This window comes from Pseudocitrobacter faecalis, assembly GCF_965231525.1.
GTDB lineage: Bacteria > Pseudomonadota > Gammaproteobacteria > Enterobacterales > Enterobacteriaceae > Pseudocitrobacter > Pseudocitrobacter faecalis.
This window is the reverse complement of the sequence record NZ_CBDDNJ010000002.1, coordinates 2,965,140-2,985,263: the sequence shown is the minus strand read 5'-3', so window position 1 is coordinate 2,985,263 and position 20,124 is coordinate 2,965,140. Positions and strand designations below refer to the sequence as shown.

17 protein-coding genes are annotated in these 20,124 nt (G+C 56.1%); 9 read left to right on the top strand and 8 right to left on the bottom strand.

Going from position 1 to position 20,124, the window contains the following annotated elements; all coding sequences use genetic code 11:
- Positions 1-11: 11 nt before the first annotated feature.
- The 7 genes from speF to kdpF all read right to left on the bottom strand — a co-directional run bounded on the left by speF (position 12) and on the right by kdpF (position 10,232).
- Positions 12-2,174: an ornithine decarboxylase SpeF gene (gene speF / locus ACOXYR_RS14850; protein ID WP_421356249.1), complete on the bottom strand. Its 2,163-nt coding sequence runs from the start codon at positions 2,172-2,174 to the stop codon at positions 12-14.
- Between the two features lie 266 nt (positions 2,175-2,440).
- Complete coding sequence (gene kdpE / locus ACOXYR_RS14845) at positions 2,441-3,118, bottom strand: two-component system response regulator KdpE (protein WP_421356248.1); 678 nt, start codon at positions 3,116-3,118, stop codon at positions 2,441-2,443.
- Entirely contained in the window at positions 3,115-5,802 is a 2,688-nt protein-coding gene (gene kdpD / locus ACOXYR_RS14840) for a two-component system sensor histidine kinase KdpD (protein WP_421356258.1), read from the bottom strand. The genes kdpE and kdpD overlap by 4 nt, the downstream gene beginning before the upstream one ends.
- A 2-nt stretch (positions 5,803-5,804) precedes the next feature.
- Entirely contained in the window at positions 5,805-6,380 is a 576-nt protein-coding gene (gene kdpC, locus ACOXYR_RS14835) for a potassium-transporting ATPase subunit KdpC (RefSeq protein WP_421356247.1), read from the bottom strand.
- An 8-nt stretch (positions 6,381-6,388) separates the two neighbouring features.
- On the bottom strand, positions 6,389-8,437 hold the full coding sequence (gene kdpB / locus ACOXYR_RS14830) for a potassium-transporting ATPase subunit KdpB (RefSeq protein ID WP_407732340.1): 2,049 nt from the start codon (positions 8,435-8,437) through the stop codon (positions 6,389-6,391).
- Between the two features lie 20 nt (positions 8,438-8,457).
- Complete coding sequence (gene kdpA / locus ACOXYR_RS14825; RefSeq protein ID WP_421356246.1) at positions 8,458-10,125, bottom strand: potassium-transporting ATPase subunit KdpA; 1,668 nt, start codon at positions 10,123-10,125, stop codon at positions 8,458-8,460.
- A complete protein-coding gene (gene kdpF / locus ACOXYR_RS14820) occupies positions 10,125-10,232 on the bottom strand; it encodes a K(+)-transporting ATPase subunit F (protein ID WP_083867133.1) in 108 nt (35 codons plus the stop codon). Before kdpF ends, kdpA begins: the two co-directional genes overlap by 1 nt.
- Positions 10,233-10,642: 410 nt before the next feature.
- Here kdpF and ACOXYR_RS14815 point away from each other — a divergent pair, with 410 nt between their 5' ends.
- From ACOXYR_RS14815 to phrB, 3 genes are all read left to right on the top strand, one after another.
- On the top strand, positions 10,643-10,849 hold the full coding sequence (locus tag ACOXYR_RS14815; protein ID WP_108473896.1) for a YbfA family protein: 207 nt from the start codon (positions 10,643-10,645) through the stop codon (positions 10,847-10,849).
- Between the two features lie 109 nt (positions 10,850-10,958).
- Positions 10,959-11,915, top strand: coding sequence for a YbgA family protein (locus ACOXYR_RS14810; RefSeq protein WP_108473895.1), 957 nt, complete (start codon positions 10,959-10,961; stop codon positions 11,913-11,915).
- Between the two features lie 12 nt (positions 11,916-11,927).
- The gene (gene phrB / locus ACOXYR_RS14805; protein ID WP_421356245.1) at positions 11,928-13,346 is read left to right on the top strand and encodes a deoxyribodipyrimidine photo-lyase; all 1,419 of its coding nucleotides are present in this window, start codon (positions 11,928-11,930) and stop codon (positions 13,344-13,346) included.
- A gap of 175 nt (positions 13,347-13,521) precedes the next feature.
- On the opposite strand, the gene dtpD is transcribed toward phrB, so the two are convergent.
- Positions 13,522-14,997, bottom strand: a complete 1,476-nt coding sequence (dtpD, locus tag ACOXYR_RS14800; protein WP_108473893.1) for a dipeptide permease DtpD — start codon at positions 14,995-14,997, stop codon at positions 13,522-13,524.
- Between the two features lie 279 nt (positions 14,998-15,276).
- Here dtpD and ACOXYR_RS14795 point away from each other — a divergent pair, with 279 nt between their 5' ends.
- The 6 genes from ACOXYR_RS14795 to ACOXYR_RS14770 are packed head-to-tail and all read left to right on the top strand — an operon-like array spanning position 15,277 to position 20,118.
- Complete coding sequence (locus ACOXYR_RS14795; protein WP_421356257.1) at positions 15,277-16,020, top strand: type 2 GTP cyclohydrolase I; 744 nt, start codon at positions 15,277-15,279, stop codon at positions 16,018-16,020.
- Between the two features lie 16 nt (positions 16,021-16,036).
- Positions 16,037-16,693, top strand: coding sequence for a 5-oxoprolinase subunit PxpB (gene pxpB / locus ACOXYR_RS14790; protein WP_108473891.1), 657 nt, complete (start codon positions 16,037-16,039; stop codon positions 16,691-16,693).
- Positions 16,687-17,619 (top strand): 5-oxoprolinase subunit PxpC, encoded by a 933-nt coding sequence (pxpC, locus tag ACOXYR_RS14785; RefSeq protein ID WP_108473890.1) that lies wholly within the window; start codon positions 16,687-16,689, stop codon positions 17,617-17,619. The genes pxpB and pxpC overlap by 7 nt, the downstream gene beginning before the upstream one ends.
- A complete protein-coding gene (gene pxpA, locus ACOXYR_RS14780; RefSeq protein WP_421356244.1) occupies positions 17,609-18,343 on the top strand; it encodes a 5-oxoprolinase subunit PxpA in 735 nt (244 codons plus the stop codon). The genes pxpC and pxpA overlap by 11 nt, the downstream gene beginning before the upstream one ends.
- A gap of 57 nt (positions 18,344-18,400) precedes the next feature.
- Entirely contained in the window at positions 18,401-19,123 is a 723-nt protein-coding gene (locus tag ACOXYR_RS14775) for a DUF969 domain-containing protein (RefSeq protein WP_421356243.1), read from the top strand.
- Complete coding sequence (locus ACOXYR_RS14770) at positions 19,123-20,118, top strand: DUF979 domain-containing protein (RefSeq protein ID WP_113857584.1); 996 nt, start codon at positions 19,123-19,125, stop codon at positions 20,116-20,118. Before ACOXYR_RS14775 ends, ACOXYR_RS14770 begins: the two co-directional genes overlap by 1 nt.
- The last annotated feature ends 6 nt before the right edge of the window (positions 20,119-20,124 follow it).

Genomic DNA, 20,124 nt, shown 5'->3' with positions numbered 1-20,124 from the left:
TGTCGCGCAGGTTAACTCTCTTTAATCACGTAACACCACACCGCTTTGCGGCCTTCATGCTCCTGAATATAAACGCCCTGTAATTCCGGTGCGAAGCCCGGCAGCAGGTTGATACCTTCCTCCAGCGCGGCGAAATAGCGAAGCACCGCACCGCCCCAGATCTCACCAGGAACGACGCACAAGACGCCCGGTGGGTAAGGGAGGGCGCCTTCAGCCGCAATGCGTCCTTCAGCATTACGCAGAGAAACCAAATCAACCTGACCACGCAGGTAGGCATAGTTGGCCTCCTGAGGGCTCATAACAACACGGGGCAGATGTGCTTTGCGGAACATCTCTTTTTGCAGCTGTTTAACGTTATTACGCGCATACAGATCATGCATCTCCTGACACAGCTGGCGCAGAGTGTATCCGGCGTAACGTTGTTGGTGCTGTTTGTACAGGCACGGTAAAACCTCAGCAAGAGGAGCATCTTCTTCGAGCAATTGTTCAAACCGTCCCAGCAACGCAACCAGTTGTTGCAGTTTGGGCAAGTCTTCTGCTGGCGTCAGGAGGAACAAAATCGAGTTCAGATCGCATTTTTCCGGCACAATATGATTTTCGCGCAAGAAATTGGCAAGAATCGTAGCGGGGACGCCAAACGCTTCATACTCGCCGGTTTGTGTGTTGATACCCGGCGTGGTGAGCAGCAGTTTGCAAGGGTCAACAAAGTACTGATGATCCGCATAGCCTTCAAAGGCATGCCAGCGTTCACCTGGCACAAACTGGAAGAAACGCAGGTCGTTGGCAATAACGTCGGTATCCCAGCTTTCCCACGGCTTACTGTCAATGGTCGTCGGTACAAACGGGCGAATGTGGCGGCAGCGGCTAAGGATAAGTTTGCGGGCTTCAACACCATTCTTCACGCAATCCATCCACATCTTTTTACCGCTCTCGCCTTTATGCATCTGCGCGTTGACGTCCAGTGCCGCAAACAGCGGATAGAACGGGCTGGTGGAGGCATGTATCATAAATGCGTTGTTCAAACGCTTATGGGGAACGTAGCGCGATTGCCCTTTGATGTGGCTGTCTTTTTTGTGGATCTGAGACGTTTGCGAGAAGCCGGCCTGCTGTTTATGGACAGACTGAGTCACCAGAATACCCGGATCGTTTTCGTTGAGTTCCAGTAGCAGTGGCGAGCAGTCAGCCATCATCGGAATAAATTGTTCGTAGCCAACCCACGCTGAGTCAAAGAGAATGTAGTCGCAGAGTCCGCCAATCTTATCGACCACCTGACGTGCATTGTAGATGGTGCCATCGTAAGTCCCGAGTTGAATAATTGCCAGGCGGAAGGGGCGTTTTTCCTGCGCACGTGCTGGCGCCACTTCGGCGATCAATTCACGCAGATAACGCTCTTCAAAGCAGTGGGCATCAATGCCGCCAATAAAGCCGTAAGGATTACGCGTAGTTTCAAGATACACCGGCGTTGCACCTGCTTGCAGCAGTGCGCCATGGTGATTTGATTTGTGGTTGTTACGGTCGAAAAGCACCAGATCGCCCGGCGTCAGAAGTGCGTTGAGCACGACTTTATTTGATGAGGACGTGCCATTCAGAACGAAATAGGTTTTGTCAGCATTGAACACTTTTGCGGCATGCTGCTGCGCGGTGCAGGGGGCACCTTCATGAATGAGCAGATCGCCCATTGCGACATCCGCGTTACACAAGTCTGAGCGAAAAAGCGTTTCACCAAAATAGTCGACAAACTGATTTCCCGCAGGATGACGGCGAAAGAATTGCCCGCCCTGGTGCCCAGGGCAATCGAAGGCGCTATTCCCTTGCTCAACGTAATCGACGAGCGCGTGGAAAAAAGGTGGCAGTAGCTGGCTTTCATATTTCTGTGCGGCAGTTTCCAGCTGTCGGCCCTGATATTCTGCCGCTTCTGGTTTCTCTGAGAAAATAGCGGTAATAGATGCCAAATATTTCTCATTAATGTTTTGCTCTGATGCAAGAGTAACAAAAATGGGTATTGAATATCCGGTGGTATGAATACGCTTTAATACAGTATCGTTCAGTTCAGCATAACTCAGTACAATGGCGGCGACGTCAACAAAGTTTGTCGTGTCGAGTGATGTGAACTCTCGGGTAGTGATGAATGCTTGCGGGCAGGCCTTGCCCATGGCAATTTTTAATTTTTTCATGATGTCCTTCTGCCTGATAACGATATTTTGGCAAGTTAACAACTTGCCTGTTCCCTGAAGATGATCACGACGTCGCAGATTAACTGTCGGTTGGATGTTAGCAATAATTAATCTCTGGGGGCACGATGAAAATAGCGTTTTTTTGTGACGCTGCTCGATAAAAAAGAATAAAGAGAGACGAGATAATTCCATGAGATTATTCCATGGAATTATCTCGTGGAATATATTTGAAGGTTTATTTGTATGACAGGGAAATAACTATTGAGTTAAAGCATAAATCGATAGCCAATTCCCGTTTCGGTTAAAAAGTGGCGAGGCCGTGCCGGGTCAACTTCCAGTTTCTGCCGAATATGGCCCATATAAATGCGCAAATAATGACTGTGTTCCACCGCATTCGGCCCCCAGACGTGATTCAGCAATTGACGCTGGGTCAGCACCTTCCCCGGGTTATTGAGCAGTTCCGCGAGCAGGCGAAATTCAATAGGGGTGAGATGCACTTCTTCACCACTGCGCACAATGCGTCGAGCGGCGAGATCCACCTGCACATCAGAGAATGTCAGCACCGGATCATTAGGCTGGGAACTGGCGTGGCGGCGTAGCGCGACGCGCAAACGGGCCTGTAACTCGCCAATGCCAAAGGGCTTGCTGAGATAATCATCCGCGCCCGCATCCAGCGCAGCGATTTTGTCATGTTCTTCACTGCGTGCGGAAAGGACAATGACCGGCGTGGCGCTCCACTGGCGGAAGTCGCGGATAAAATCGATACCGTCGCCGTCGGGCAAGCCGAGGTCAAGGATCACCAGATCGGGTTTGCGGGTCGCCGCTTCCAGCAACCCACGTTGTAACGTTTGAGCATCAAACACGCGTAGCCCTTCGGCTTCCAGCGCGGTGCGCAGAAAACGGCGAATGGCTTGTTCATCTTCAACAATCAGAACGCTGGTCACATATCCTCATGAAATTCTTCAAGTTCCGGTGGAGACTCCAGCGGAAGTGTAACACGAAAACAGGCACCGCCTTCAGGACGATTGCTGGCTGACAGCGTGCCGCCATGAATATCGACAATGGCCCGGCAAATCGCCAGCCCCAGCCCGACGCCGGGAATGGCGGATTCTTTATTCCCGCGGGAGAATTTATCAAAAATTCGCGTTTCTTGCCCCGGCGCGATGCCCGGCCCGTAATCCCAGATATCAAGGCGCAGTTGATGATTTTGCTCGCTGGCATTAATGCCTATCTGAGCCTGCGGCCCGGCGTACTTAACCGCGTTTTCCAGCAGATTAATCAGAACGCGCTCAAAGAGCGGGCCATCGACGTGAATAAGCATCAGCGGGTCGGGAAGCGACAGCGCAATCTGCTGCCCGTTAAGGCCGGGCTCCAGCATGCGCAACGCGCTGCCAATCACTTCTTCCAGCGTCAACCACTCTTTCTTAAGATTAAAGCCGCCAGACTGAATACGCGCCATATCCAGCAAATTATTTACCAGACGTGTCGTGTTTAACACGTGCTGGCGAATTTCGTTTGCCTGCGGCGCGTACGGCGAGCCGCTGCTGGCGAGATCGAGGGTCAGAATTTCCGCCTGACCAAACAATACTGTCAGCGGCGTGCGTAAATCATGGGAAAGCGCCGCCAGCAGCGAGTTGCGTAAACTTTCCCGTTCGCTGGCAAAACGTGCCTGTTCTTCACTGGCGGTCAGCGCCAGCCGTTCCAGTGCGTTGGCGGCCAGCAAAGTGAAGGTCTCCAGCAAACGTTGCTGCTCGGGGATCATCAACTGGCGCAAGTTAAGCGGTTCGACCACCACCAGCCCCAGCGTTTTGCTGGCGCTTTTTAGCGGCAGGATTTGGTACGGCACGCCGGGCAGCGTGTCTGTGCCCGCGCCTGCCGGTTGGCCTTTATCAAAGCTCCAGCGGGCGATAGCGTCATCCCACGGCGTCAGGCCATCCTGCGGCGTGAACGGTGTGAGCTTATCATCCTCGTCGGGAAGCAGCACCTGGCTGCGGGCATGGAAAGTTGACTGAATATACTGCTCGCAGGTGCGGGCGATATCTTCGGCGCTGCGCCCCACAGCCAGTGCTTTCGACATCTCGTACAGATGGCGGGTGCGTTGTTCGCGATAGCGCGCCACGCGCGCCTGGTAGCGCACACCGGCGGTCAGGTTGCCGATCACCAGCCCCACGGTGAGCATGACGCCGAAGGTCAGAAGGTATTGCACATCAGACACCGCCAGCGTACCGCGTGGGGCAATAAAAAAGAGATCGAAGCTAATAACATTGATAACCGTCGCCAGTACCGACGGCCAGCGGCCATAGAAGAGGGCGACGATCACAACGCCGAGCAGATAGAGCATGACCAGGTTGGCGGCGTCGAACGCCATTAACCACTGCGCCGCGATAAGCGTAATGGCAGTACAAAGAGCAAATGCCACCGCGCAGCCACGGATTTGCACCTGCCACTTGTCAAAGAAGCTGCGCGGATCGCGGGTTGATGAAGGCAGCGGAGCGGGTTTCTCGTCCATCGCGACGACCAGCAGATCGAGATCCGGTGCATGACGGGCCAGGCGGTCACCGAAGCGTTCGCCGCTCCACCAGTGACGTTTCTCCTGCCTGCCGATCACAATTTTGCCAAGATTATGCTCTCGGGCGTAGCGGATCACCGCTTTTTCTTCCGAAGGATCGGAAAGGGTGGCGGTTTCCGCGCCCAGTTCCTGCGCCAGACGTAGCGAGCTGAGGATCGCGCGGCGCTGGGCTTCAGGCAGGCGATGCAGCGTAGGCGTTTCCACATACACGGCATGCCATACGCTGCCTAAACGCGCGGCCAGACGCGCGGCGGTGCGCACCAGTTTTTCGCTGCCCGTATGGTGGCCGACACAGAGCAGGATAGCATCGCGGGTATGCCAGACTTTTTCCTGACCCTGCATGTCGCGCCAGGCGCGCATCTGTTCATCAACGCGATCCGCCGTGCGACGCAGGGCCAGTTCTCGCAGGGCGATGAGATTCCCTTTGCGGAAAAAATTCTCGATAGCGCGTTCGGCCTGCCCGGCGAGATACACTTTGCCTTCGTTCAGCCGCTGGCGTAAATCGTCCGGCGGGAGATCGACCAGTACCACTTCGTCGGCGGCATCAAAAAAAGGATCGGGCACCGTTTCGCGCACCTGAATACCGGTGACGCCGCTGACAATATCATTCAGGCTTTCCAGATGCTGGACATTAACGGTAGTAAAGACGTCGATTCCGGCTTCCAGAAGTTCGTCGATATCCTGCCAGCGTTTAGGATGACGCGAACCGGGCGCGTTGCTGTGCGCCATTTCATCCATCAGCACCAGCGCCGGACGGCGGGCGAGGGCGGCGTCCAGGTCAAATTCATGCAGATAACGCCCCTGCCATGACAGCCGCTTTTGCGGTAGTACCGTCAGGCCTTTGAGCATTTCCGCAGTCTCTTTACGCCCGTGGGTTTCCACCACGCCCGCCAGGATATCCAGCCCCTGCGCTCGCAAACGCTGGGCCTCTGCCAGCATCGCCCAGGTTTTCCCCACGCCGGCACAGGCACCAAAGAAAATCTTCAGCTTTCCGCGATGCGGGGAGGCCGTCTGCTCCAGCAGGCGATCCGGGTTTGGACGTTGCGGCTCGTCGGTCATCATCAGTTTTCCTTGTGGGCATCCAGCGCCATATTCAGCTCAACAATATTTACCACAGGTTGGCCGAGAAAACCGAGCAGCGGTTTTTGTGTCGCCGCGTCGATTTGCGCATTTAGCCACGCCGGTGAGACGTGACGCGCTTTGGCGACGCGCGGTACCTGCCAGCGCACGCTTTCCGGGGTCAGGCCGTAATCCAGTCCGCTGGCGGAGGCCGTTACCAGCTCCGTAGGAACGGCGGGTGGTGCATCCGGATTTGCTGCCCTCAGTTGGGCGACACGTTGGCGAATGGCATCATCCAGCGCCGGATTGCTGGCGGCCAGATTACTGCCGCCCGAGGCCATCGGGTTGTAAGGCACATCAGATGTGGCGGAGGGGCGACCGTGGAAATAGCCGGGTTGGGTAAAGTTTTGCCCAATCAGCGTGGAACCGCGAACCTCATTGCCCTCCGTAATCAGCGAACCGTTAGCTTGTTCGTGGAACCACCACTGGCCGAGCGCGGTGGTCAGCAGCGGGTAGGCGCCACCCGTGAGAAGCGCCAGAAAAAGAAAAATCACAACAGCAGGACGAAGCAGAGACATGGTATACCTCACACCAGACCAAACAGAGTCAGTAACAGATCGATAGCTTTGATGCCGATAAACGGCACAATCAGGCCACCCAGACCGTAGATCCACAGATTACGGCGCAGCATCGCAGAAGCGGATAAGGGCTGATAACTCACCCCTTTCAGCGCCAGCGGCAGCAGAAAGACGATAATCAGGGCGTTGAAAATCACCGCGCTCAGAATGGCTGAATCCGGCGAATGCAGATGCATAATGTTCAGCACGCCAAGCTGCGGCCAGCTTGCGGCAAACGCCGCCGGAATAATGGCGAAATACTTCGCCACGTCGTTGGCGATACTGAATGTGGTGAGTGAGCCACGGGTCATCAGCATCTGTTTACCGATATGCACCACTTCAATCAGCTTGGTCGGGTTGGAATCGAGATCGACCATATTGCCCGCTTCTTTTGCCGCCTGAGTACCGGAGTTCATTGCAACCGCCACGTCAGCCTGCGCCAGTGCCGGGGCATCGTTGGTGCCGTCGCCAGTCATCGCCACCATACGACCTTCGGACTGATACTGGCGGATCAACGCCAGCTTGGCTTCCGGTGTCGCTTCGGCAAGAAAATCATCGACGCCCGCTTCGGCGGCAATCGCGGCGGCGGTCAGGCGGTTATCGCCGGTGATCATCACCGTCTTGATGCCCATTTTGCGCAGTTGCGCGAAGCGTTCTTTAATACCGCCTTTTACGATATCTTTCAGGGCAATCGCCCCAAGGACTTTTGCGCCTTCCACCACCACCAGCGGGGTTGAACCCTGACGGGCGATACCGTCGACCAGATGCTCGACATCCGCCGGGAAGTGCCCGCCGTTACTTTCAACATGACGGCGAATGGCATCCACTGAACCTTTACGGATCATGCGGTTATCGATGTTAATTCCGCTCATACGGGTTTGCGCGGTAAAGGGCACAAAGGTGGCGTGCAACTGCTGCACGTCGCGCTCCCGCAGGTTAAAACGCTGTTTGGCGAGCACCACAATGCTGCGGCCTTCAGGCGTTTCATCCGCAAGCGACGAAAGCTGCGCGGCGTCGGCCAGCGTTCTTTCATCCACGCCATTAGCCGGTAAAAATTGTGATGCCTGGCGGTTGCCGAGGGTAATGGTGCCGGTTTTATCCAGCAGCAACACATCGACGTCGCCTGCGGCTTCCACTGCACGGCCGCTGGTGGCAATTACGTTGGCACCTAACATCCGGCTCATCCCGGCGACGCCAATTGCCGACAGCAGGCCGCCGATGGTCGTTGGGATCAGACACACCAGCAGGGCGATCAGGACGATCACACTCACCGGTTTACCGCCCCAGGTGGAGAAGGGCCACAGGGTCGCGGTTGCCAGCAGGAAGACGATAGTCAGGGCGACCAGCAGAATCGTCAGCGCCACTTCGTTCGGGGTTTTACGACGCTGCGCGCCTTCGACCATGGCGATCATCCGGTCAAGGAAGGTTTCGCCCGGGTTGACGCTACAGCGGATCACCAGCCAGTCGGAGAGGATACGCGTACCGCCTGTTACCGACGCGAAATCGCCGCCGGATTCACGAATAACGGGGGCCGATTCCCCGGTGATGGCGCTTTCATCCACCGACGCGCCGCCTTCGATCACTTCGCCATCGCAGGGAATGATGTCACCGGCTTCCACCAGTACCACGTCACCTTTGCGCAGTTCATCAGAAGGGACGTGGTCCATTTCGGCCCCGTAGTGCGGGGCGCGCAGTTTGCGGGCGAAGGCGGTTTTCTGCACGCTCTTCAGGCTGTTGGCCTGCGCTTTGCTGCGGCCTTCCGCCATCGCTTCGGCGAAGTTGGCGAACAGCACCGTAAACCACAGCCACAGAGCGATCGCACCGCTAAACAGCGCGTTGCCCTGCAGGTGCCCGGTTGCCATCGCGAGGCTCATCATGGTGGTCAGCACACTGCCAATCCAGACGATAAACATCACCGGGTTACGCCACTGAATGGTCGGGCTCAGTTTTTTAATGGCGTCGAGTAGCGCCTGTCCAACCAGTTTGCGGTCAAACAGCGCCAGTTGCTTGCGACTCATAAACACATACTCCGCAATGCTTAAAACAGGGAAAGGTGTTCCGCGACCGGGCCAATCGCCAGGGCGGGAATAAAGGTCAGTGCGCCAACCAGCAGCACCGTACCAATCAGCAGGCCAATAAACAGCGCATCATGGGTTGCGAGCGTGCCGGGTGTGGCGGGCTGGATTTTTTTGTTCACCAGCGAACCGGCAATCGCCAGCACCGGCACGATGACGGCAAAGCGCCCCACGAACATGCAAAACGCCAGCAGGCAGTTCCAGAACGGTGTGTTAGCGCTTAACCCGGCAAAGGCGCTGCCGTTGTTGTTTGCCGCAGAGGAAACGGCGTAAAGCACTTCACTAAAGCCGTGGGTGCCAGGGTTGAGCATGGCGCTGCGCCCGGCGTCGGTCATCATTGCCAGCGCCGTGCCAAGCAGCACCAATGTTGGGGTCACCAGAATCGCCAGCGCGGTCATTTTCATTTCAGGCACTTCGATTTTCTTACCGAGATACTCTGGCGTGCGGCCAATCATCAGCCCGGCGATAAACACCGCCAGCAGAACGAACAGCAACATGCCGTACAGCCCGGAACCGACGCCGCCAAATACCACTTCACCAATCTGCATCAACCACATTGGCACCATGCCGCCAAGGGCGGTAAACGAGTCGTGCATCGCGTTGACTGCGCCGCAGGATGCCGCGGTGGTCACCACCGCATACAGGCTGCTGGCAAGAATGCCAAAGCGACTCTCTTTCCCTTCCAGATTGAGGCTGCTGTCTGCGCCCAGCGCCAGCAGGTGCGGGTTGCCTTTTGTTTCCGCCCACATCACGACTGCGACGCAGATGACAAAGATGATGCTCATCGCCCACAGAATCGCGCGGCCCTGGCGTTTGTCATTCACCACTTCACCAAAGGCGAAGCAGAGTGCGGCAGGGATCAGGAAGATCGCCAGCATCTGGACGAAATTGGTCAGCGCGGTCGGGTTTTCAAACGGATGCGAGGAGTTGGCATTAAAGAAACCGCCGCCGTTGGTGCCGATCATTTTAATCGCGTCCTGTGAGGCGACCGGCCCCATCGGCAACTGCTGGCTAACGCCTTCCAGCGTGGTGATGTGCTGATACGGCAGCAGATTTTGCAGCGTGCCTTGCTGAATAAAGAACAGGGCGACCAGCAGCGATAACGGCAGCAGCACCCACAGCGTGATGCGTACAAGATCGACCCATGCGTTCCCGAGCGTAGTCACACGCTGGCGGGCAAATGCGCGGGCGAGGGCGAAAAGCACCGCGATGCCGCTTGCCGCCGACAGGAAGTTTTGCACGGTCAGGCCAGCCATCTGGCTGAGATAACTGAGCGTGGTTTCCCCACCGTACGATTGCCAGTTAGTGTTGGTGACAAAGCTGACGGCAGTGTTGAGCGCCAGATGCCAGGAGAGCCCCGGAAAGCCCTGCGGATTAAACGGCAGCACGCCCTGGAGCATCAGCAGCGCGAACAGAGCCACCAGGCCGCAAAGATTGAGCAGCAGAATGGCGAGCGCATACCGCTGCCAGCTCATTTCGTCGGTCGAAATCCCCAATGTTCGCCACAGCACGGCTTCACCGCGCAGCGGTTCGTTTGCGATCATGCCCGCCAGCATTTTGCCTAACGGGCGCGCCAGTATGAACAGAACGACAAAGAAACTGGCGATAAGTAAAAATCCCTGAGCGGCCATCAGAACGCCTCCGCATTTAGCAGGGCGTACACCAGATACGCCAGTAACAGGAACACCAGCACCATGCCGGCTATTACGCCTGTAGTCACAACCCACCTCCAACACATTAAGTGATTGGATTAACGGTAGGATTTTCGGTGCAAAGATTTCGCAAAAATCAGGGGGCGGGGTGTAAAAAAAGTATAAAAATGGCAAAGACCATGATTTAACTCATGGTTAGTATTAATTTAACTTTTTTGTAACTCAGTTACGGCGTAAATGTAAATTAAACTTAAATAACCAAAAATAAGTGGTCGGATGAGTAGTAAAATTACAGTCAAAGCGGTATTATTTTAGTCAGATTACTGAGCTTTATTTTTATGGCGTAGATTGCCAGCCAACATACACAAAATCATTCAAGTTGCATCAAGGCGGCAAGCGCGTGAATCCCCAGGAGCGTACAAAAGTACGTGACTGGGGGAGCAAGCGCAGCCAACGCAGAGGCAGCTTGAAGGATGAAGTGTAAGGGGAGAGAATTATGGAACTGTATAAAGAATATCCAGCACATATTGTCCTTTTGCGTCGTACTTTCGCCGTGGCGGCTGGCGTGATTGCCCTGCCGGTCATGCTGTTCTGGAAAGATCGCGCACGTTTTTACAGCTATCTGCATCGCGTCTGGTCGAAAACCAGCGATAAGCCGGTGTGGATGGATCAGGCGGAAAAAGCAGCAGGTGACTTCTACTAAGCGCCGCACCGCCCGTAAATCAGACTTTTCAATAAGAACCGCCGTCATTTGACTGCGGTTTTTTTTATGCCTGCTGGCTACACTTACACCATGGATGTAAGGAGTCGGTATGCAAAAGAAAATCCCCGTTGGCATCAGCGCCTGTCTGTTAGGTGAGCCCGTTCGTTTTGACGGCGGCCATAAGCGTTTACCGTTTGCGGTAGAAGAGTTGTCGCCGTGGGTGCGTTTCGAGCCCGTTTGCCCGGAGATGGCGATAGGCTTACCCGTGCCGCGCCCGGCGCTACGGCTGGTGAAGGTGGCAGAAGACGAGGTTGCGCTGCGTTTTAGCGATGGCCGGGAAGGTGATTTAACCCAGGCCATGCGCGAGTTCAGCGCGCAACGCATTGAATCTTTCGACAGGCTTTGTGGCTACATTGTCTGTGCAAAATCCCCCAGTTGCGGAATGGAGCGTGTGCGCATCTACGAAGCGGACGGCAAAAACAATCGTAAAGCCGGGCGAGGTATTTACACCGAAGCGTTGATGGCGCGCTTTCCGTGGCTACCGGTGGAGGAAGACGGACGGCTGCACGATCCGGTGCTGCGCGAAAACTTCGTTGAGCGTATTTACGCGCTGCATGAGTTGAACAGTCTGCGCGAAGAAGGCCTCACGCGCGGCAAACTGATTGCTTATCACAGCCGCTATAAACTTTCGCTACTGGCTCATTCACAGCCCGATTACCGCGAACTGGGGCGTTTTGTCGCCACGTTGCATGAGTGGGAATCGCTGGACGCGTGGTTTATTGCTTATCGCCAGCGGCTGATGAACCTGCTTTCCATTCCGGCCACCCGGCGTAATCACACCAATGTGCTGATGCACGTGCAGGGCTATTTCCGTAAACAGCTTAATAGCCGCCAGCGCCAGGAGCTTTCAAACCTGATTGAGGGCTATCGTCTGGCCACGCAGCCGCTGCTTGCGCCCGTTACCCTCCTCAAACACTATATGGCAGAATTTCCCGACACCTATCTCGCCACACAACGCTATTTCGACCCCTGGCCGGAGGCCCTTCGTTTACGTTATGGATCTTAATGCAGGAGCGCTATGCCCACCCATTTGATGTGGTTTCGCCACGATTTACGCCTGAATGACAATCTTGCGCTATCCGCTGCCTGTCGCTCTGCCGATGCGACGGTGATAGCGCTGTACATTGCCACGCCAAAGCAGTGGCAGCAACATGCGATGTCGCCCAGACAGGTGGCGTATATTTATGCCCAACTCACCGCGTTACGGGCGTCGCTGAAAGAAAAGGGGATCCCGTTGGCGTTTGTGGAGGTCGATGACTTCGCCGCAAGCGTAGGGGTGTTAAAAAGTTTTTGTGAAGAGCATGGGGTGACCGATCTTTTCTACAACTATCAATATGAAGTGAACGAGCGCCAGCGCGATGCTGCGGTAGAAAAAACGCTGGACGGGGTACGCTGTCAGGGATTTGATGACAGCGTGATCCTGCCGCCGGGCGCGGTGATGACCGGCAATCATGAGATGTATAAAGTGTTCACCCCGTTTAAAAAAGCGTGGCTGACGCGCCTTAATGATGGCTTGCCTGAGTGCGTCGCGGCCCCCGCGACGCGCAAAAACGCGGCGCACAACGTGACGTGTGCGCCCATCAAATTCAGCTATCCGCAGCAGGATTTTGATGCGTCGCTTTTTGCTCCAGATGAAAAGAGCGTGCTTCACCAGTTACGGCAGTTTTGCCAGCAGGGAGTCGGCGAGTACGCCTCTCAGCGTGATTTTCCGGCGATTGAGGGTACCAGTCGTTTATCTGCCGCGCTTGCTGTTGGGGCAGTCTCCCCGCGTCAGTGCCTGCATCGTCTGCTGACCGAACAGCCTAAAACGCTGGATGACGGGCCCGGAAGCGTCTGGCTTAACGAGCTAATCTGGCGTGAATTTTACCGTCACCTGATGACCTATAACCCGGCGTTGTGTAAACATCGCCCATTTATCGGCTGGACGGAACGGGTGAAATGGCGTGTTTCGCCTGAACATTTGAAGGCCTGGCAGGAGGGGCAAACGGGCTATCCGATTGTCGATGCGGCGATGAGACAGCTTAACACTACGGGTTGGATGCATAATCGCCTGCGGATGATCACCGCCAGTTTTCTGGTGAAAGATCTGCTTATCGACTGGCGCGAAGGTGAACGTTACTTTATGTCGCAGTTGATTGATGGCGATCTGGCGGCGAACAACGGTGGCTGGCAGTGGGCGGCGTCTACCGGCACGGATGCAGCGCCTTACTTCCGCATCTTCAACCCGACCACTCAGGGCGAACGGTTTGATAAAGAGGGCCAGTTTATTCGCGAGTGGGTCGGAGAGTTAGCGGAGGTTCCGCAAAAAGCGATTCATGAACCGTGGAAGTGGGCGGATAAAGAGGGCGTTACGCTTGCGTATCCGCGCCCGATTGTTTGCCACAAACAGGCGCGGAGTGAAACGCTTGCCGCCTATGAAGCGGCGCGGAAAGCGTGATGCTATCAGATTGCTGACAAAGTGCGCTTTGTTGTTGCCGGATGCGGCGTAAACGCTTTATCCGGCCTACAAAATATTGCAAATTCAATATATTGCAGAAACCTTGTAGGCCTGATAAGCGTAGCGCATCAGGCAATGTTGCGTTTGTCATCAGTCTCATGCTATTCGGCATCTGTCAGGCTTCAGCGACAACCCGACGGGCGCGGAATTTCAGCGCCTGATAGAGCCAAATCACCAGCACAGCACCCACGCAGGCCAGTGCGCCCCAGGTAATCTCGCTAAAGACGTCGATATAGGCGTCGATAGCGTAATTCACCGCGCCCGCCGCATCGAAGGCGCTTTGCGATGTCTGGTCGGCGATCACGCCCGCCAGATAGTTGGCAATTGCCCCGGACAACAGCATATAGATGCCTGTCAGTACACCGGTGACGCCGGGAATTTCAATACGCGTAATTTGCGACATGGCGACCGGGTCGATAAACAGTTCGGCAAAGCCCATCACCGCCATCCCCAGCACCATCAGCGGCATTGAAGAGTGACCGTAAGCGGCTGACCAACGTGCGCTGAGGGTCAGAATGCAGAAACCTGCGCTCATCAGTCCCAAACCTAACGCGAACTTACCCCAGATACGCACGGTACGGTTGCCGCTAACACCTTCTTTAATCAGCCACGCCAGTACGACACCGCAGAGCATAACCGCAAAACCATTCACCGACTGGAACATTGCCGTTGGCACTTCGTAACCGAAGATATCGCGGTTTACGAAGCGGTCGATATACAGGCTAATCGAGCTGCCGCCCTGCTGCGCGAAGGCCCAGAACAGCATACTGAAGAAGGTGAGCACCACGATCAGGCCGAGCTCTTTACGTTGTTTGCTGTTTTCCGCTTTGGTGTAGATTTTCGCCAGCACGCCAAGGCCAATGATCGTCGCGACAATCAGCGCATACACCGACCACTCTTTCCAGAAAAGTACGGTGATCAGCAGTGGAGTGGCAACCAGCAGCACCAGCAACCAGCCCCAGTTTGGCAGGCCAAACTGACGCGAATGCAGAGCGGCTTTATTGACGCCCGCCGTATGGGTGAAATGGCGATTACCGCACAGGAAAATCACCAGCCCGGCGAGCATTCCAATGGCCGCCAGCGCAAAGCCCATCGCCCAGCTATACTCCTGCTGCACGTAGCCGCAGGCAATTGGCGCGACGATGGAGCCGATATTCCCGGCGGCATACAGCAGCGAGAAACCGCCGTCACGGCGCGGATCTTCCGGATGATACAGTTCACCAAGCAGGCAACTGACATTAGATTTAAACAATCCATAGCCGCAGACAATAATTGCCAGCGACAAATAGAGGAACACCGGGGCTATCTCACTGGCACCCAGCACCAGATGCCCGACCACCATCAGGAACGCGCCAATCATCACGGCCATACGATTTCCCAATAGCTTGTCTGCGAGGAAGCCGCCGAGGATAGGGGTCACGTAAACCAGTGAACAGTAGGCGCTGAACAGCGCATAGGCGTGGTTATCGTCGTACTTAAGCTGGTTGGTGAGATACAGAATCAGCAGCGCGCGCATGCCGTAAAAACTGAAATATTCCCAAATTTGCAGGGCGACAACGTAGTAAATCGCTCGCGGCTGTGACGTGTTCATAGTGCTCTAACCTCGGTTCTATCGGGCATCTCAGCGCCGGATAGATTTGTTTTCGTAATGTATTTTTGCTAAGCAGCTCAAGATATTTATGTAATATGCTGTCTGATTGCATAAATATACAGGATATCGTTCAGGTAAAGAAAAGTAATTTGTGTGATTAAATGTTGAAAGGGGCAAGTTTGACGCACGATTTCGACTACAAAGAATGGGTTATCGACGTCAGACGCAGAGGACGCTATTTTAGTCTGTGATACGACATTCGCGCACAAGGGAGCGATGATGAAAAATACCGAGCTGGAACAACTGATTAACGAAAAACTCGGCAGCGCCGCCTTCAGCGACTATGCGCCAAATGGCTTACAGGTCGAAGGTCGCGAAGAGATTCAAAAAATTGTCACCGGGGTGACCGCCAGCCAGGCGCTGATTGACGAAGCGGTTCGCCAGCAGGCGGACGCGGTTATCGTCCACCATGGCTACTTTTGGAAAGGCGAATCGCCGGTGATTCGCGGCATGAAGCGCAACCGCCTGAAAGCGTTGCTCAGCAATGACATCAACCTTTATGGCTGGCATTTACCGCTGGACGCGCATCCGGAGCTGGGAAACAACGTGCAACTGGCACAGCTGCTGGGCATCAACGTGATGGGCGAAATTGAGCCGCTGGTACCGTGGGGCGAGCTCTCTATGGCGGTTTCCGGGCTCGAGCTGGCCTCGTGGATTGAAGCGCGTCTGGGGCGTAAACCCCTGTGGAGCGGCGATACCGGGCCGGATAAAGTCACCCGCGTGGCGTGGTGCACAGGTGGTGGTCAGGGCTTTATTGATAGCGCCGCCCGTTTTGGTGTGGATGCGTTTATCACCGGCGAAGTGTCCGAACAAACCATCCACTCCGCCCGCGAACAGGGGCTGCATTTTTATGCGGCAGGGCATCACGCCACTGAACGCGGCGGCATTCGCGCATTAAGCGAATGGCTGAATGAAACGACCGATCTGGATGTGACCTTTGTCGACATCCCTAACCCGGCCTGATTAAAGAGGGTAAAGAGTGCAGCGAGCGCGTTGTTATCTATTGGGGGAAACGGCTGTGGTACTCGAACTCGAGCCGCCGGTCACCCTGACGAGCCAGAAAAGAATCTGGCGATTAACTCAGCGTCTGGCTGAGCAACCGGAAGTGGTGGAAGCTATTCCGGGCATGAATAACATTACGGTGATTTTGCGTCATCCGCAGGATCTTGCCCTCGACGCCATCGAGCGTTTACAGCGCTGGTGGGAGGAGAGTGACGCGCTGGAGCCGGAATCCCGCTATATCGAAATTCCGGTGATTTACGGCGGTGAGCAGGGGCCCGATCTCAATGAAGTGGCGCAACATAGTGGCCTAACGCCAAAGCAGGTCGTTGAACTGCACGCATCGGTGGATTACGTGGTGTGGTTCCTCGGCTTCCAGCCGGGCTTCCCGTACCTTGGCGGCCTGCCGGAACAACTCGCCATGCCGCGTCGTGCCGAACCGCGTTTGTTGGTTCCAGCGGGATCGGTGGGGATCGGCGGCGCGCAAACCGGGATCTACCCGCTCGCGACGCCGGGTGGCTGGCAGCTGATTGGCCTGACTTCGCAGCCGTTGTTTGATCCACAGAAAGACGATCCGGTGCTGTTACGCCCCGGCGATACCTTGCGCTTTGTGCCGCAAAAGGAGGGCGTATGCTAAAACTCATTCGCGCCGGGCTTTATACCTCGGTACAGGACAGCGGGCGAGAAGGGCTGCGCCAGTCGGGGATCAGCCGCTGCGGCGCGCTGGATAAACCCGCGTTGATCACCGCTAACCTGCTGGTGGGCAATGACGCTAACGCCGCGGCACTGGAAATCACCCTCGGCCAGGTCAGCGTTGAATTTACCCGCGACAGCTGGTTTGCCTTAACCGGCGCAGGCTGCGACGCGCAGCTGGATGATAAACCGGTGTGGAGCGGCTGGCGACAGTGGGCGAAAGCCGGGCAGCAGTTGGTTCTCAAACGCCCCGTTCACGGCATTCGTAGCTATCTTGCGGTCGCGGGCGGAATTGATGTTCCGCTGGTGCTGGGGTCGCGCAGTACCGACCTGAAAGTGGGTGTCGGCGGGCTGGAAGGGCGACGATTACAGGATGGTGATACGCTGCCGCTGGGTAACGCATTGCGTCAGTTCGACGGGCCGCAAGGCGTGAAACAGTTGCTTCACAGCAACCGCATTCGTGCGCTGCCGGGACCGGAATATCACGAATTCGATAAGGCGTCACAGGATGCGTTCTGGCGTTCTCCGTGGCAGTTAAGTCCGCAAAGTAACCGCATGGGTTATCGCCTGCAAGGGCAACCTCTGATGCGCCAGACCGATCGCGAAATGTATTCCCACGGCCTGCTGCCTGGCGTGGTGCAGGTGCCGCATAACGGCCAGCCGATTGTGCTGATGAACGACGCGCAAACCACCGGCGGTTATCCGCGCATTGCCTGCATTATCGAAGCCGATATGTATCAACTGGCGCAAATTCCTCTCGGGCAACCGATCCACTTCGTTCCCTGTACGCTGGAAGAGGCGCTAAAAGCGCGCCACGATCAGCAGCGTTATCTGGAACAACTGGCATGGCGACTCAACGATGCTCATTGATTTAAATGCCGATTTAGGCGAAGGCTGCGGCAGCGATGCCGCCCTGTTACAACTGGTCTCTTCCGCCAATATCGCCTGCGGCTTCCACGCGGGCGATGCACAAACCATGGTTGAAAGCGTGCGTGAAGCGCTGAAAAACGGCGTCGCGATTGGCGCGCATCCGAGCTTCCCTGACCGCGAAAACTTTGGCCGCACGGCAATGCAACTGCCGCCTGAAACGGTTTACGCCCAGACGCTGTATCAAATTGGCGCGCTGGATGCCATCACCCGGTCGCAGGGCGGCACCCTGCGTCACGTGAAACCGCACGGTATGCTCTATAACCAGGCGGCCAAAGATCCGCACCTGGCGGATGCCATCGCCCGCGCGGTGCATGACTGCTCGCCATCGCTGATTTTAGTGGGCCTGGCAGGTAGCGAGTTGATTCGGGCAGGTGAGCGTTACGGGCTGGTCACGCGCCAGGAAGTGTTTGCCGACCGGGGTTATCAGGACGATGGCAGCCTGGTGACGCGCAGTCAGCCGGGTGCACTCATCAGCGATGAAGAACAGGCGCTCGCGCAAACGCTGGAGATGGTGGAATCAGGGCAGGTCAAAAGTATTAACGGCGTCTGGACGCCGGTAACGGCACAAACGGTATGTCTGCACGGTGACGGGGAACACGCGCTTCTTTTTGCCCGCCGCTTGCGTCGCGCTTTTGACGAGCGCAGTATAAAAATTAGCGCCTAAGCGCATATAACTAGATATTTTACAACAACATAACATAACGAAAACAGGGTGGAGAGTATGGGAGAGGTGGTATCTCTCTGGCCGCTGATGGGTATCGCCGTCATTGTGGCTGGATTCTTATTGCGTTTTAACCCGGTGCTGGTGGTGATTGCCGCCGGTATCGTCACCGGTCTGGCGGCGCATATGCCGCTGCTGACTATCCTCGAAAAGCTCGGCGAGGGCTTCCTCAACACGCGTAACCTGCCGTTTATCCTTCTGGTGCCGCTGGCGGTTATTGGTCTGCTTGAACGTCACGGGCTGAAAGAGCGCGCTCAGGCGTGGATTGCCAAAATACACAGTGCGACCGCCGGGCGCTTGCTGGTGGTTTATCTCTTTGTGCGTGAAGCCACGGCGGCGCTGGGGCTGACCAGCCTCGGTGGACACCCGCAAATGGTGCGCCCGCTACTGGCGCCAATGGCGGAAGGCGCGGCGGAGAAGACGCACGGTGAACTGCCGGGTGCGGTGCGATATCGCCTGCGCGCGATGTCGGCGGCAACCGATAACGTCGGGCTGTTTTTTGGTGAAGATATCTTCGTGGCCTTCGGCGCAGTCATCTTCATGCATAACTTTATGCTGGAGTCAGGCGGTATTCAGACCGAACCGCTGCACATCGCCCTGTGGGGGATTCCTACCGCATTGTGTGCGTTCCTGATCCACGGCGCGCGGATGTGGCGGCTGGATAATTACCTGCAACGTGAAGTGGCGAAAGCGCATACCCAAGCCGGGCGGGGGGACGCATAATGCATTTTCAACAAAGTTACCTCTACTGGCTGGCGGGGATCGTACTGCTGATTGTGGCGCTGATGTCCTGGCGCGACAAAGCCAACCCGCGTCGTCTGACGACGGGGCTTTTCTGGGGGGTCTACGGCCTGCTGTTTTTGCTCGGCGACTGGGCTTATGAACTGGTTGGCGACAAACGTACGGTGCATATCGCCGTTGGCGTGGCGGTCGTGCTGATGGCGCTGATTGCCGGTTTCGGTGGTGTGCGTTTGGGGAGCTATTCTCAGCGTACGCAGAAACAGCGTGAAGAGAGCGCCAGCCGCCTGGGAAATCGTCTTTTCTATCCTGCGCTGGCGATCCCGGTGGTGACCGTTATCGGCGTGCTGCTGTTTAACAACGTGCCGGGCTTACAGACCTCGCTGTTTGGCGAAGGCAATCACTCCACGCTGGTCACGCTTTTCTCAATGACCGTTGGCACGCTGATTGGCCTGGCGATGGCGATTAAAATGACCCACGAGCGCGTGCATCAACCGATTCAGGAAGCGCGTCGCCTGCTGGACTCTATCGGCTGGGCGTTTATTCTGCCGCAGATCCTGGCGACCCTCGGCCTGCTGTTTACTGCCGCAGGCGTGGGCGAAGGGATTTCGTGGTTGACCAAAACCTATCTTGCAGTCGACAGCCGATTCATTGCCGTGGCGGTCTATACCATTGGCATGGCCTTATTAACGATGGTGATGGGTAACGCCTTTGCGGCCTTCCCGATTGTCACGGCGGGGATCGGGATCCCGATTCTGGTGTTGCAGCACGGCGGCAACCCGGCGGTGATGGCGGCGATCGGCATGTTCTCAGGCTACTGCGGCACGCTGATGACGCCGATGGCGGCGAACTTCAATATCGTTCCGGCAGCATTACTGGAACTGCCGGATAAAAACGCGGTGATCAAAGCGCAGGTGCCGACGGGCGTGCTGTTGCTGCTGGTTAACGTTTTCCTGCTCTATTTCCTGATGTTCCTGTAAGGAGTG

Excerpts from the sequence above, each read along its gene's own strand:
- ACOXYR_RS14815 (WP_108473896.1), top strand. The coding sequence starts at position 10,643 with ATGGAACTGTATAAAGAATATCCAGCACATATTGTCCTTTTGCGTCGT.
- speF (WP_421356249.1), bottom strand. The coding sequence starts at position 2,174 with ATGAAAAAATTAAAAATTGCCATGGGCAAGGCCTGCCCGCAAGCATTC.
- dtpD (WP_108473893.1), bottom strand. The coding sequence starts at position 14,997 with ATGAACACGTCACAGCCGCGAGCGATTTACTACGTTGTCGCCCTGCAA.
- ACOXYR_RS14775 (WP_421356243.1), top strand. The coding sequence starts at position 18,401 with ATGGGAGAGGTGGTATCTCTCTGGCCGCTGATGGGTATCGCCGTCATT.
- kdpB (WP_407732340.1), bottom strand. The coding sequence starts at position 8,437 with ATGAGTCGCAAGCAACTGGCGCTGTTTGACCGCAAACTGGTTGGACAG.
- kdpC (WP_421356247.1), bottom strand. The coding sequence starts at position 6,380 with ATGTCTCTGCTTCGTCCTGCTGTTGTGATTTTTCTTTTTCTGGCGCTT.
- kdpD (WP_421356258.1), bottom strand. The coding sequence starts at position 5,802 with ATGACCGACGAGCCGCAACGTCCAAACCCGGATCGCCTGCTGGAGCAG.
- kdpF (WP_083867133.1), bottom strand. The coding sequence starts at position 10,232 with ATGTGTTGGAGGTGGGTTGTGACTACAGGCGTAATAGCCGGCATGGTG.
- phrB (WP_421356245.1), top strand. The coding sequence starts at position 11,928 with ATGCCCACCCATTTGATGTGGTTTCGCCACGATTTACGCCTGAATGAC.
- pxpA (WP_421356244.1), top strand. The coding sequence starts at position 17,609 with ATGCTCATTGATTTAAATGCCGATTTAGGCGAAGGCTGCGGCAGCGAT.
- kdpA (WP_421356246.1), bottom strand. The coding sequence starts at position 10,125 with ATGGCCGCTCAGGGATTTTTACTTATCGCCAGTTTCTTTGTCGTTCTG.
- ACOXYR_RS14795 (WP_421356257.1), top strand. The coding sequence starts at position 15,277 with ATGAAAAATACCGAGCTGGAACAACTGATTAACGAAAAACTCGGCAGC.
- ACOXYR_RS14810 (WP_108473895.1), top strand. The coding sequence starts at position 10,959 with ATGCAAAAGAAAATCCCCGTTGGCATCAGCGCCTGTCTGTTAGGTGAG.
- pxpC (WP_108473890.1), top strand. The coding sequence starts at position 16,687 with ATGCTAAAACTCATTCGCGCCGGGCTTTATACCTCGGTACAGGACAGC.
- ACOXYR_RS14770 (WP_113857584.1), top strand. The coding sequence starts at position 19,123 with ATGCATTTTCAACAAAGTTACCTCTACTGGCTGGCGGGGATCGTACTG.